General features: G+C 69.0%; 10 protein-coding genes and 1 tRNA gene. 2 read left to right on the forward strand and 9 right to left on the reverse strand.

What is annotated here, in order from left to right; translation table 11 throughout:
* Positions 1-39: 39 nt before the first annotated feature.
* From SPHME3_RS0103725 to SPHME3_RS0103760, 8 genes are all read right to left on the reverse strand, one after another.
* On the reverse strand, positions 40-333 hold the full coding sequence (locus SPHME3_RS0103725; RefSeq protein WP_017980628.1) for an RNA-binding S4 domain-containing protein: 294 nt from the start codon (positions 331-333) through the stop codon (positions 40-42).
* Complete coding sequence (locus SPHME3_RS0103730) at positions 326-2,800, reverse strand: helicase-related protein (RefSeq protein WP_018250569.1); 2,475 nt, start codon at positions 2,798-2,800, stop codon at positions 326-328. Before SPHME3_RS0103730 ends, SPHME3_RS0103725 begins: the two co-directional genes overlap by 8 nt.
* Positions 2,801-2,858: 58 nt before the next feature.
* Complete coding sequence (locus SPHME3_RS0103735; protein WP_017980626.1) at positions 2,859-3,044, reverse strand: Trm112 family protein; 186 nt, start codon at positions 3,042-3,044, stop codon at positions 2,859-2,861.
* Entirely contained in the window at positions 3,041-3,667 is a 627-nt protein-coding gene (locus tag SPHME3_RS0103740; RefSeq protein ID WP_017980625.1) for an LON peptidase substrate-binding domain-containing protein, read from the reverse strand. The genes SPHME3_RS0103735 and SPHME3_RS0103740 overlap by 4 nt, the downstream gene beginning before the upstream one ends.
* Positions 3,664-4,572 carry a tetratricopeptide repeat protein gene (locus SPHME3_RS0103745; RefSeq protein ID WP_017980624.1) on the reverse strand — a complete coding sequence of 303 codons (909 nt, stop codon included), beginning with the start codon at positions 4,570-4,572 and terminating at the stop codon, positions 3,664-3,666. The genes SPHME3_RS0103740 and SPHME3_RS0103745 overlap by 4 nt, the downstream gene beginning before the upstream one ends.
* Before the next feature lie 228 nt (positions 4,573-4,800).
* Positions 4,801-8,133, reverse strand: coding sequence for an error-prone DNA polymerase (locus SPHME3_RS0103750; RefSeq protein ID WP_017980623.1), 3,333 nt, complete (start codon positions 8,131-8,133; stop codon positions 4,801-4,803).
* A gap of 157 nt (positions 8,134-8,290) precedes the next feature.
* Positions 8,291-9,844: a Y-family DNA polymerase gene (locus SPHME3_RS0103755; RefSeq protein WP_029720478.1), complete on the reverse strand. Its 1,554-nt coding sequence runs from the start codon at positions 9,842-9,844 to the stop codon at positions 8,291-8,293.
* The gene (locus SPHME3_RS0103760; protein ID WP_017980621.1) at positions 9,741-10,511 is read right to left on the reverse strand and encodes an ImuA family protein; all 771 of its coding nucleotides are present in this window, start codon (positions 10,509-10,511) and stop codon (positions 9,741-9,743) included. Before SPHME3_RS0103760 ends, SPHME3_RS0103755 begins: the two co-directional genes overlap by 104 nt.
* Before the next feature lie 152 nt (positions 10,512-10,663).
* Here SPHME3_RS0103760 and SPHME3_RS0103765 point away from each other — a divergent pair.
* Positions 10,664-10,738 (forward strand) — tRNA-Gly (locus SPHME3_RS0103765).
* Positions 10,739-11,016: 278 nt separating this feature from the next.
* Here SPHME3_RS0103765 and SPHME3_RS0103770 read toward each other — a convergent pair.
* Positions 11,017-11,412 carry a VOC family protein gene (locus SPHME3_RS0103770; protein WP_017980620.1) on the reverse strand — a complete coding sequence of 132 codons (396 nt, stop codon included), beginning with the start codon at positions 11,410-11,412 and terminating at the stop codon, positions 11,017-11,019.
* Positions 11,413-11,683: 271 nt separating this feature from the next.
* On the opposite strand from SPHME3_RS0103770, the gene SPHME3_RS0103775 reads away from it, so the two are divergent.
* Positions 11,684-12,331 carry a DUF1275 family protein gene (locus SPHME3_RS0103775; RefSeq protein WP_017980619.1) on the forward strand — a complete coding sequence of 216 codons (648 nt, stop codon included), beginning with the start codon at positions 11,684-11,686 and terminating at the stop codon, positions 12,329-12,331.
* Positions 12,332-12,349: the final 18 nt, after the last annotated feature.

The following is a 12,349-nucleotide window of genomic DNA, read 5'->3' on the forward strand; positions in this document are numbered from 1 at the left end:
GTACGAACACGAGGCTGCTATGCCGCGTTCCGGCTCACGTCAATCGATCGCGGATGTCTGCGATACGTTCGCAACCAGTTCCTGGTAGCAACCTTGCGCTTCGGGTGCCGGTCCGCGCCGCAGCGGCAGCGCCTCGACGCGTAGCACGCGGACGCGCCCCTGGTGCGCGAAGGTCAGGATATTGCCGACGCGCACCGGTGCCGCGCTGCGCCCCACCGGGCGGCCGTCGATGCGCAGACGCCCCTCGCACGCAATCGCCTGCGCCGCCTCGCGCGTCTTGGCGAGCCGCACGAACCACAGGTAGCGATCGAGCCGCATCGACGCGTCAGCCATGCCCGCTCCATTCCGCAAGTGCCGCAAAGGCGCCGGTCGCAGGCGGTGCGGGCCGCGCCTCACGCCGGACCGTGCGGCGCCCCTGCCAGATCCACGTCGGTGCCTCGCTGCCGCGCACGCTGCGAAAGCCCAGCTCTGCCATCAGCCGTTCGAACGTCGCCGGCTCGACCCCCATCGAAATGCCGAGCGCCGGATCGGGCGCAAAGGGCTTCCTGCCTTGGCGGGCGTCATGCGCCGCGCGCGCGATACGCTCGACCAGGTCGAGCCGTACCGCCTGGGCGCCCAGCGGCCGAAAGCCGCTAACGACCTGCGCCCCCGGGCTGCCACGTGCCAGCACGCTCGCACCTTCGCGTGCCAACACGGGCGCCGGCCCCCGCACGCCGAGCAGCGCCGCCCGCCAGCGCGCCGCGCCGGGCTTGAGCAATCGCGCATCGAACAGGTCGAGCGCGCCGATCGTTACTCCTGCCTTGCGCAACCGCTTGCGTTCGTCGGGCGACAGACCGTCCACCGCCTCGCGCAAGGCGATCCGGGGGGCGAGCCCACCGGCCGCCTCCAGTTCGCCGGCCACGACGCGCAAGGCCGGCGTCGCCTGCGGATCGCGCGCCATATCGGCCAGCGCGATCAGCGCCGGCACGTGGCGGCGGAGCATCGCGTCGAACCAGCGCACCAAACGAGCCTGGACCGCCTCACGCTGCGGCTTGGCAAGGCAATCGAGATCGCGCTCCAGCACCAGCTGCGGCCGCGCCAGCGAGCGCCCCGGCGTCAACTTGGCGACGCCATGCCCGTTCCAGACGATCATGCCGTCGACGAGGGTCAGCGCCGCATCCTCTGCCGCCGCCAGCGCCTCGCCCCGCCGCCCGCGTTCGGTTACCAGCCGTTTTTCTGCCGCGGCGAGCAACAGCCGGCGATCCGCGGCCCGCGCGGCCGGATCGACGGTGAAACGGAAGCCATCGAGCCGCCCGATCGGATGATCCTCGACCAACACCTCGCCTTCCGGCCCGATCGTCACGGGCAGCAGCGACGCATCCGCGCCGATCTGGCGGATCAACGCCGTCGTGCGCTTGTCGACGAAGCGTTGCGTCAGGCTGGCGTGCAGCCCGTCGGACAGCCGTTCCTCGATCGCCTTGGCGCGATCGGCGCCCGCGGCGGGATCGGCGAGCCAGTCTGGGCGCTGCGCGATATAGGCCCAGCTGCGGATCGCCGCGATCCGCCCGGCGATCGTCTCGACATCGCCCGAAATCGTGTCGAGCCGCGCCACCTCGTCGGCGAACCATTGATTGGGGACGACGCCGCGCCCTTCGGACAGATAGGTGAAGACGCGCGACACGAAGCGCGCATGCGGGTCGAGCCCCAGCTTGCGGAAATCGGGCAGGCCGCACGCCGCCCACAGCCGCTTCACCATCGCCGGCGAACGCACCCGGTCGCGGACCCATGTCTCGTCCGCCAATCGCTTCAGCACGGCAAGATCGGTCGCCTGCGGCGCGGCGAGCAGCACGCCCGGTTCGGGCCGCCGCTCCAGGCTGGCGATCAGCGCGTCGATGCTGGCGAAGTCCGGCTCGCCGTTGCGCCAATAGAGGTTGCCGATCGGCGGAAAGCGATGCTCCTCGATCGCGAACACCTCTTCGGGCAGGAACGCGCCCGGCCCCTCTTCGGTCACGCCCCCGAACGTGCCATCGCGCTGGTGTCGCCCGGCGCGGCCGGCGATCTGCGCCATCTCAGCGACGGTCAGCCGCCGGGTGCGGCGTCCGTCGAACTTGTGCAGCCCGGCAAAGGCGACATGCGCGACGTCCATGTTGAGGCCCATGCCGATCGCATCGGTTGCAACCAGATAATCGACCTCGCCTGCCTGAAACATCGCGACCTGTGCGTTGCGGGTGCGCGGGGAGAGGGCGCCCATCACCACCGCCGCGCCGCCGCGCAGGCGCCGCAGCATCTCGGCGACGGCATAGACCTCCTCCGCGCTGAACGCGACGATCGCGGAACGCTTGGGCAGGCGGCTGATCTTCTTGGCGCCCGCATAGGTCAGTTTCGAAAAGCGCGGCCGCCCGATGATCTCCGCATCGGGCACCAACGCGCGGATCATCGGCCTGAGCGCTTCGGAGCCGAGGATCATCGTCTCCTCGCGCCCGCGCCGCCGCAGCAGCCGATCGGTGAAGACGTGCCCGCGCTCCGGGTCCGTCCCCAGCTGCGCCTCGTCCAGCCCGACAAAGGCGACGTCGGTCTCCGGCATCGATTCGACCGTACACAAATGCCAGCGCGCGTTCGGGGGTACGATCTTTTCCTCGCCCGTCACCAGCGCGACCTGATCGGCGCCCTTCAGCTTGACGACGCGGTCGTACACTTCGCGCGCCAGTAGCCGCAGCGGAAAGCCCATGATGCCGCTGGAGTGCGCGCACATCCGCTCGACGGCGAGATGGGTCTTGCCCGTGTTCGTGGGTCCGAGGACCGCCGTAACCGCCGCTTTCATGGCAACAACATCGTGCGTCGCGGGCCGGTGCGCAATGATGGAGATGAAGGCGGGCGGGCTACAGCCGCCGCGCCTCCTCGGGCAGCATCACCGGTACGCCGTCGCGGATCGGATAGGCGAGGCCCGCCGCCTCCGACACCAGTTCCTGCGCAGCCTCGTCATAGCGCAACGGCTGGCGCGTCACCGGGCAGACCAGCCGTTCGAGCAGCCAGGGATCGAGTGGGGCGGGGGGGACGGCGCTCATTGCAGCGTCACCCGCTCGTCGCCGTCATGCCGGCCGAAGAATTGCATCAGCTGGATGATGAGCTCCGCGCGCGATTCGATATCCGACGCCTCGAGCAAGGCCTGCTTCGCCGCGGCGTCGAACGGCGCGATCTGCGCGATGCCGTTGACGAGGCTTTCGTCGTCCAGCCGCCCCACCGCGTCCCAGTCGACCGCATAGCCCTGCGCATCGGCGAAGCGGCGCGATTCCTGCTCCAAAGACGATCGGCGGCCCAGCGACAGCGTCTCGTCCGCCCGGACCGGCAGCAGCTCCGCCTCGATCTGGCGGAACGGCGTCGTCACGTCGAGTTCGCGCACCACGCGGAACAGCGCGACGCCCTCCAGCACCAGATTGTAGCGGCCGTCATCCAGCGCCTCGACCTCGGCGATCTTGCCGACGCAGCCGATGTCGTACAGCGCCGACCGTTCCTCGACCGTCGCCGGCATCGTCAGCGGCTGGATCATCCCGATCCGCCGGTCGCGCGCCATCGCATCCGACACCATCGCCCGATAGCGCGGCTCGAAGATGTGCAGCGGCAGGTGCATGCCCGGGAATAGCAGCGCCCCGGGCAGCGGAAAGATCGACAGGCGGGTCGCTTGCGTCATCCGAACAGAATCGCGGACAGGCGGCGCCGCTGCGTGGACACCCAGGGGTCCATCAGGCCGACGACTTCGAACAGCTTGAGCAGCTGCTGACGCGCCGCGCCCTCGTTCCAGTCGCGCTCGGCGGCGATGATGTGGAGCAGATTGTCTGCCGCGGCATCGCGATCGCCCGCTGCCATCTGGGCGTTCGCCAGCGCGAAGCGACGCTCGTGATCGTCGGGATGCGCGGCGACCTCGGCGGCGAGGCCGGCGGTGTCCTCGCCCTGCGGCGCGCTCTGTGCGAGCGCGAGCGCCGCCTTGGCGCGCTCGATCCCGGCGTCCTTGATATCGGCGGGCAGCGCGTCGATCGCGGCCTGTGCTGCGTCGGTCTGCCCCGCCGCGACGAGTGCGCGAATGCGACCCGACAGGATGGCCGGATTATCCGGTGCCATCTCGAACAGCTGGTCGAAGATCGACAATGCCCGCTCGGCATCGCCGCTCGCCAGCACATCCTCGCCCATCGCGATCAGCGGTTCGATCTCGGCGGCGGCATCGGCCGCCTCCGACTGGATCGGCAGCTGCTTGAGCAACTGGTCCAGGATCGTGCGCAGCTGAGATTCGGTGCGCGCGCTGGTCAGGTCGGCGACCAGCTGCCCCTGGAACATCGCATAGACGGTGGGGATCGACTTGATCTGGAATTGCGCGGCGATGAACTGGTTCTTGTCGGTATCGACCTTGGCCAGCACCACGCCCTTGTCGGCATAGGCCGCGGCGACCTTGTCGAGTACGGGGCCCAGCGCCTTGCACGGCCCGCACCATTCCGCCCAGAAATCGATGATGACGAGGGACGTCATCGACGGTTCGACGACGTCGCGGCGGAAATCCTCGACCGCCTGCTTGTCGGCTGGCGACAGTCCTAACGTGGCCACGTCTTGCTCCCTTCGTCCATTCTTGGCGCCCATGTGGGGCAGGCAAGCGCCGACGCCAAGGCTTTTGGTTGTGCGAGTGGTCGCCCCACGCCTTTCGTCACCCCGGACTTGGTCCGGGGTCCACCGGGCCGCAAGGGGGCGGCAAGAGCCTCCGGACATCCCCCTCGCCGCAGAGTGGACCCCGGACCGAGTCCGGGGTGACGGAGGGGGTGGGGCAGCCGGGGGACCTCAATGAAAGTCCCGCGATTTCGGCAGGATGCGCACGTCACGCGGATGCCGCCCGCGCGGATCCTGGCTGACGATCGGCTTCGGACGGATCACCTCATCCACCGGCGAAAGCGGCATCTGCCCGTCATAGTCCGACGACAGCCGCCGAAGCTCCACGGTGCGGTCATAGGCCTTGACCGTCATCAGATGGACGACGCCCTCCTCGCTGCGCTGGATCACGCCCTCCAGCACCAACAGCCGCGCCGCCATGATCGCGCGCCGGTTCGCCTCGAAATCGCGCGCCCACAGCAGCGCGTTGGTGATGCCCGTCTCGTCCTCGATCGTGACGAAGATCGCATTGCCCTTGCCCGGCCGCTGGCGGACCAGCACCACGCCTGCGACGCGCGCGCGTCGCCCGTCCTTCGCCCGCGCCGCCTGCTCGCTCGACAGCACGCCCTCGGCGGCGAACAGCGGTCGCAGGAATCGCATCGGATGGCCCTTCAGCGACAGGCGCGTCGTCTGGTAATCGGCCGCCACCTCTTCGCTGATCGGCATCGCGGGCAGCGGCGGATCGGCCTCTTCGCGCAATTCGGGTGCCTCCGCCGCGGCGAACAGCGCCAGCTGTTTGGGCGGCGTCCGCCGCACGTCCCACAAAGCAGCACGGCGGGGCAGCGCGATCGATCCGAACGCATCGGCATCGGCGAGCAGGTTCAGCCCCCGCGTCGGCAGGCCCGCACGGCCCGCGACCTGTTCGACGCTCGCAAAGGGCACCCCTCCCCGCGCATCCACCAGCGCGGTCGCCCAATCCTGCCGAAACCCGTCGATCTGCCGAAACCCCAACCGGATCGCGAAATCCCCATCCTCAGTCCGTTCGAGCACATTGTCCCACTGGCTCGCATTCACATCGATCGACCGCACCACCACGCCATGCGCGCGCGCATCCTCGACCAGCTGGGCGGGCGCATAGAAACCCATGGGTTGCGAATTGAGGATCGCGCAGCCGAACACCGCCGGGTGGAAGCATTTGATCCACGACGAGACATAGACCAGCCGTGCGAACGACAGCGCATGGCTTTCGGGAAAGCCGTAGCTGCCGAACCCTTCGATCTGCTTGTAGCAGCGCTCTGCAAACTCCTGCGGATAGCCGCGGCGGACCATCCCGCCGATCAGCTTGGCCTGGAAATTGTCCATGCCGCCCACCTTGCGAAACGTCGCCATCGCGCGTCGCAGCTCATTCGCCTCGCCGGGGGTGAAGCCGGCCGCGACGATGGCCAGCTTCATCGCCTGTTCCTGGAACAACGGCACGCCGTAGGTTGCCTTCAAAAGCTGAAACAGCTCGTCGGGCGGACCGTACAGCGGCGATGGCGACGGGAAATCGACCGGCTCCTTCTTCGTGCGGCGGCGCAGATAGGGATGGACCATGTCGCCCTCGATCGGGCCCGGCCGCACGATCGCGACCTGGACCACCAAATCGTAGAATTCCTGCGGACGCAGTCGCGGCAGCATGTTGATCTGGGCGCGGCTTTCCACCTGGAACACGCCGATGCTGTCGCCCTTGCACAGCATCTTATAGACGTCGGGATGCTCGTCGGTAGCCAGGCTGTCCAGCGCGTGGCGGCCCAGGCCGTGCATCTCCATCAGGTCGAAGGCCTTGCGGATGCAGGTCAGCATGCCGAGCGCGAGAATGTCGACCTTCATCAGGCCCAGACAATCGATGTCGTCCTTGTCCCATTCGATGAACGTCCGGTCCTTCATGCCGCCGTTGTGGATCGGCACCATTTCGTCGAGCCGCCCCTGCGTCAGCACGAAGCCGCCGACATGCTGCGACAGATGGCGGGGAAATTGCAGCAGCCGCGACACCAGGTCGCTGAGCTGGGCCAGGCGGGGATTGGCGGGGTCGAACCCGGTTTCGGTGAAGCGCTGTTCGGGCATGCGATCCGAAAAGCTGCCCCAGACGGTGCTGGTCAGCCGCTGCGTCACGTCCTCGCTGAACCCCAGCACGCGGCCGACTTCGCGCACGGTGCTGCGCGGGCGATAATGGATGACGGTCGCCGCGATCGCCGCGCGTTCGCGGGTGTAGCGGCAATAGATATATTGCATCACCTCCTCGCGCCGCTCGTGCTCGAAATCCACGTCGATGTCGGGGGGCTCGCCGCGTTCTTCGGACACGAAGCGCGAAAACAGCAGGTCGTATTTCAGCGGATCGACCGAGGTCACGCCCAGCAGGTAGCAGACGACCGAATTGGCCGCCGACCCGCGCCCCTGACACAGGATCGGCGGGGTGCAGCTGCGCGCGAACCGCACCACGTCATGCACCGTCAGAAAATAATAGGCATAATGCTGGCGCCGAATGAGATCGAACTCTTCGTACAGCAGGGTGAGGATACGGTCGGGAACGCGATCCCCGTAACGGTCGAGCGCATTCTGCCAGACGAGATGTTCCAGCCAGGCCTGCGCGTCCCATCCCGCCGGCACCGGCTCGTGCGGATATTCGTATCGCAACTGATCGAGCGAGAAGCCGATGCGAGCCAGCAGGCGAAGGCTTTCGTCGATCGCCTCCGGCGCGTCGCGGAACAGCCGACGCATCTCGGCTTCGTCCTTCAGATGACGCTCGCCATTGGCGGCGAGGCGACGTCCGGCCGTATCGATCGTCACGCCTTCGCGGATGCAGGTGACGACGTCGTGCAAGGGCCGGTCGTCACGATGCGCATAGAGCGCGTCCGTCGTCGCCAGCAGCGGCACGCCGACCGTCTCGGCCAGGATTTTTAGGCGGCGGAGGCGGCGGCGGTCCTGGCCGCGCCGGGCCATGCTGACCCCCAGCCAGACGCCGTCGGGTGCCAGCCGCTTCACCGCCCTCAGCGTCGTGGCGAGGCTGGGATCGCTGCGCGGCGGCGGGCGCTCGGCCTCGTCGCGGGCAACGCCGCCGCGGGCGCTGCTTTCGGGCAGGACGATCAACAACAGATCGCGATGCAGCGCGATGAGGTCGCCCAGGCCCAGCAGGCAATCGCCCTTCACCGACCGCAGATTGCCCGTGGTCAGGATTCGCGTCAGCCGGCCCCAACCGGTGCGATTGGCGGGATAGGCGACGATGTCAGGCGTACCATCGGCGAAGACCAGACGGGTGCCGACCGCCAGCGTGAAGCCGAAGGGCGGCAAGGCGGCACCCAGCCGTCCGGTTTCGGCGCGTTTCAGCGCGTCATAGGCGCGCACGACGCCTGCGACGGTATTGCGGTCGGCGATGCCGATGCCGGCATGGCGGAGCGTTATCGCCTGCGCGACCATGTCCTCGGCATGGCTGGCACCGTCGAGGAACGAGTAATTGGTCGCGGCGACCAGCTCGACGAACCCGCTCATGGCGCGATGGCACCGCCGGCCCCTTCCACCCCGTCATCCCGGCCCTGGTCCGTGGCCCACTGATTCGCAAGGGAGCGGCAGGAGCCTCCAGCCATCCCCCCAGTCGCACAGTGGACCCCGGACCAAGTCCGGAGCGACGGTGGAAGCGGGAACACGCTCACGCGAACAGCCCATGGACGTACCAGCGCGGGTGCGCCTGTTCGCTATGCAGGCCGTGGCGGAAGATCCAGAAGCGCCGCCCCCGGCGATCCTCGATTCGGTAATAATCGCGCGTCGGGATGGCGCCGTCGTGGCGTCGCCACCATTCGCCGGCGATCCGCTCGGGCCCCTCGGCGCGCGCGACCTCGTGGACGCGGCGGCGCCAGCGGAAGCGGTGCGGCGGGCCGTCGGGCACCTCCGCCATCACCGCCTCGATCGGCTGCGGCGGATCGAACAGATAGATGGGCCTCAGCGGCGGCTCCCCCGCCTCCGCCTGCGGCCAGTCTCCGGCAGGCGGCGGTGCGGCGGCGGGCAGCATCAGTTCGGCCTGCTCGGGGATATGGCTGTCGCGCGGGGCGAATCGCCGCACCCGCTCGCGCCCCAGCCGGGTCGACAGGCGATCGATCAGCTCCGCCACCGCTGGCGCCTGGGTCGCCCCCTCGCCGCCCTCCAGCCGCAGCTGCGCCGCATCGAGCCGCTCGGCGAGCGTCACGTCGAGCCGGATCAGGTCATAGCCGTAACCGGGATCGAGCGGGTCGGCGAGCGCGTCGATCCGCTCGGCAAACAACCGCATCAGCAGCGCGACGTCGCGCGTCGGCTGCCCCGTCTCGACGCGCAGCGACTGGATGTGGCCGTCGCTGCGGAACAGCCGCGCTTCCCACCGGCGCCCGCCCTGATGGCGCTGGCCGAGCGTGTTTCCCGCCTCGCCTGCCAGTTCCTCGATCACCTCCAGCGCATAGTCGGTCCGCGCGATCGGTTCGGCAAAGCGCCGTTCCACCACCACCGGCGCGACGCGCACGCGCGGCCGGACCGGCGCCTTATAGTCGCCCGACAGCCGCCGCACCGCCGTCGCCGCTTCCTCGCCGAAGCGCGCGGCGATGCCAACGAGCGGGCGCGCCATCACGTCGCCCACCGTCTTCAACCCCGCGCGGGTTAGCGCCACCGTCGCGTCCGCATCCAGCTCCAGCGCCGCGACCGGCAGGCGCTTCACCGCGCGCGTCTCGTCGGGCGCCGGCGCGCCGGCATAGCGGGCGAGGGCGCAGGCGATTTCGGGCGTATCGCCGAACGCATGGCGCGCCAGGATCCCACGCCGCGCCATCCGCGCCTCGACATCGGCGGCGAGCGGACGCTCCCCTTCGAAGGCATGGATGCACCCCGCAATGTCGATCACCAGCGCGTCGGGGGGCAGCAGCGCCACCGTCGGGCTGTAGCGCGTGCAGCCATCCGCCAACCGCTCCAGCCAGTCCATGTCGGCATGCGGATCGGCCGGAAACACCTCCAGCTCGGGCACGCGCGCGCGGGCATCGGCCAGCGTCAGCCCCGGCTCCAGCCCGGCGCGCGCCGCGGCCAGATCGGTCGCGGTCAGCCGGATCGCCTGGCCCACCGTCTCGACGAAGGCGACCGGCGCCTCACCGCCGACGAACAGATGCGGCCGGGTGGCGCGCAGCCGCTCGATCGGGAGCCACGGAAAGACCAGCGCCAGATAGCGGCGCGTCACGGAAACTCTTGGCATCACGATCCCACTCCACGCGCCAGCGCTGCCCCGCGGGGCCGCCACGCCGGCGCACACATTCGACGTCGAAAGCCGGCAGGCCTGGCGCGCCCTCCCCCAGCCCCTGATCCAGCGCGGTCGAGGGCACGGCGGCAACGCTCCACCGCGTCGCAGCGGCGCTTGCCACCGGTTCCGCGCCGATCCGCAGCGACAGCAATGTGACGCCCGACGCCTCCGCCGCCAGCATCAGCCGTCGCGTTGCGGTGAGGTCCAGCCCCGGCATCGGCCCGATGCTTTCGACCAGCACCATGCCCAGCCCCCCGCAGCGCGCCGCATCCGCCGCCGCGCGTAGCAGCGCCGATTCGTCGGCGACGACGACCAGCAGCACCGAATCGGCCGCCAGCCCCAGGTCTGCGAGGCCGCTGGCATGCAGCCGGCCTTGCGCACGCTCCCCCGCCTCGGTGCGCAGCCACAGCAGCGGCACCGTTCCGGCGGCGAGCGCCAAGGCCAGTCCGAACCCCGCGGCGCTCGCCCCATCCTCGCCCTCCAACGCATAGATTTCATGAAGTTGCGCGCGCGCCAGCCCTTCCGTTCGCCAGGCATCGACCGGTGCCGCCGCCGCTTGCGCAGCCCCGCCAGCGGCGGCAAGGCCACGCAGACGGGCGATCAGGGCGGACGAGTCGGACATATATGTTCTTGTAATGTTCCGGATATCGAGTCGCCAAGTCGAAATCGTGTGCGAAAATCACAAGATGGGGCTTGCGGCCCCGCGCAGTCACCGCTAGTGGACGCGCCTCACCCAGCCGGTGGCTCCAATGAGCAGCCGGCACAGGCGCCAGAGCGGGCGTAGCTCAGGGGTAGAGCACAACCTTGCCAAGGTTGGGGTCGAGGGTTCGAATCCCTTCGCCCGCTCCAGTTTTTCCTAACAGTGTCATACGGTTACGGCGGTCCTTCGGGGCCGTTTTTTGGCTTCCCCGGCCTGCCGCTCGGTAACGCAGTAGCATGGGGGAAGGCGACGCGGTCCATCGACCGGCGCTAAGTCTTCATGGCACCAAGCGTTTTACCCCTGACCGCGGATGTGCCTCGCTCACCCCGATCCGATCTTGAAGAGTTGCCGGTGACCCCGGCAGGCATGATTCGCGCTCATCGGGAAATCCTGACCTCGTCAGTCATTCGGTTCGTCGGCCATAGCGTCAATCGAAGGGGGCCATGACGTCGGCAGGATGTTTGGTCGTGTGTTCGACATATTCGACCAGCATGCCATCGGGGTGACGCACCAGCATGTTGCGACCGGTCGGAACCGGCTTTGCCGCTTTCAGGATCGTGCTACCGGTCGTCGGGAGATGCGCGGCGAACGCGTCCAGATCCTCGACCATGAAGGTCGCTTCGGTGGCACGGAACGGCGTCAGGCTTTCGTCGGTGCCGGCGATGAACAGGATCGAGGCGACCTGCGCCAGCTTCAGGTCATGTTCCGGATAGTCGAACGCCAGACGCCGCTTCTGCCCGATCAAGGCTTCATAGAAGCTGACGGCCGCATCGATCTCGTCGAGCGAAAGGTAGCGGCGGACGAGGATGTTCAGGATTCGCATATCGGTGGTGCTCCGAAGGCCGTGATGCTGACCATATCGCATCAGCCTGACCGAACGCGCGCTGCGGGTCGAGCCCGGCGCCCGCGGGGCACTGGTGCAGAGCTTTGGCGGGGTAATGCTCTGCGGCGCGGTCTGCACCACCGGCCTGTCGGGGCTGAGTTCGCTCGTCTTCGGCCGCCGGAAAGCTGCGATCGTTGGTGCAAACGATGCCCCTATCCCTCCCACGTCGCCCCTTGAGTCCCCGCCCGCTCTCCCCCAACACTCCCGGCCGATGACCCGCTACGACCGCCGCTTCTGGTTTCTCGCCGCCGGTCTCGCGGCGACGGCGGGCTATGTCGATGCGGTCGGATTCCTGCGGCTGGGCGGGTTCTTCGTGTCATTCATGAGCGGCAATTCGACGCGATTCGCAGTCGGTGCGGTGACGAATGCGCATGTCGCATATGTGGCGGGCGCGTTGATCGCGGGCTTTGCGGCCGGGGTGGCGGGCGGGACATGGCTGTCGGCGCGGCACGGGGGTGGGCGCCTGCCCGTCTCGCTGCTACTGATGGGCGCGCTGCTGGCGCTGGCAGCGGCGAGCGATGGACGATCGCCCGCGATGGCGACCAGCCTGATGATGGCGGCGGCGATGGGCGCGGCGAACACCATCTTCCAGCGCGATGGCGAGGTGAGCGTCGGCGTCACCTATATGACCGGCACGCTGGTAAAATGCGTGCAGCGGCTGACGGCAGCGCTGATGGGCAGCGGGCCGCGCTGGGCGTGGCTGCCCTATGCTTTGCTGTGGATGGGGCTGGTCGCGGGCGCATGCAGCGGGGCCGCCGTCTATGGCGCGGTGGGAACGGCGGGCGTGTGGCTGGCGGTCGCCGCGGTCGCGTTGCTCGCCGTCTATGCGCGCGCGATCGGGCGGCCACACGCGCCCTGACCGCCGGGCGGGCGCGCC

This window comes from Sphingomonas melonis DAPP-PG 224 (assembly GCF_000379045.1).
Taxonomy (GTDB): Bacteria; Pseudomonadota; Alphaproteobacteria; order Sphingomonadales; family Sphingomonadaceae; genus Sphingomonas; species Sphingomonas aquatilis.

Coding starts and splice junctions, on each gene's coding strand:
- SPHME3_RS0103725 (WP_017980628.1), bottom strand. CDS start 333: ATGGCTGACGCGTCGATGCGGCTCGATCGCTACCTGTGGTTCGTGCGG.
- SPHME3_RS0103730 (WP_018250569.1), bottom strand. CDS start 2,800: ATGAAAGCGGCGGTTACGGCGGTCCTCGGACCCACGAACACGGGCAAG.
- SPHME3_RS0103735 (WP_017980626.1), bottom strand. CDS start 3,044: ATGAGCGCCGTCCCCCCCGCCCCACTCGATCCCTGGCTGCTCGAACGG.
- SPHME3_RS0103740 (WP_017980625.1), bottom strand. CDS start 3,667: ATGACGCAAGCGACCCGCCTGTCGATCTTTCCGCTGCCCGGGGCGCTG.
- SPHME3_RS0103750 (WP_017980623.1), bottom strand. CDS start 8,133: ATGAGCGGGTTCGTCGAGCTGGTCGCCGCGACCAATTACTCGTTCCTC.
- SPHME3_RS0103755 (WP_029720478.1), bottom strand. CDS start 9,844: ATGCCAAGAGTTTCCGTGACGCGCCGCTATCTGGCGCTGGTCTTTCCG.
- SPHME3_RS0103760 (WP_017980621.1), bottom strand. CDS start 10,511: ATGTCCGACTCGTCCGCCCTGATCGCCCGTCTGCGTGGCCTTGCCGCC.
- SPHME3_RS0103770 (WP_017980620.1), bottom strand. CDS start 11,412: ATGCGAATCCTGAACATCCTCGTCCGCCGCTACCTTTCGCTCGACGAG.
- SPHME3_RS0103775 (WP_017980619.1), top strand. CDS start 11,684: ATGACCCGCTACGACCGCCGCTTCTGGTTTCTCGCCGCCGGTCTCGCG.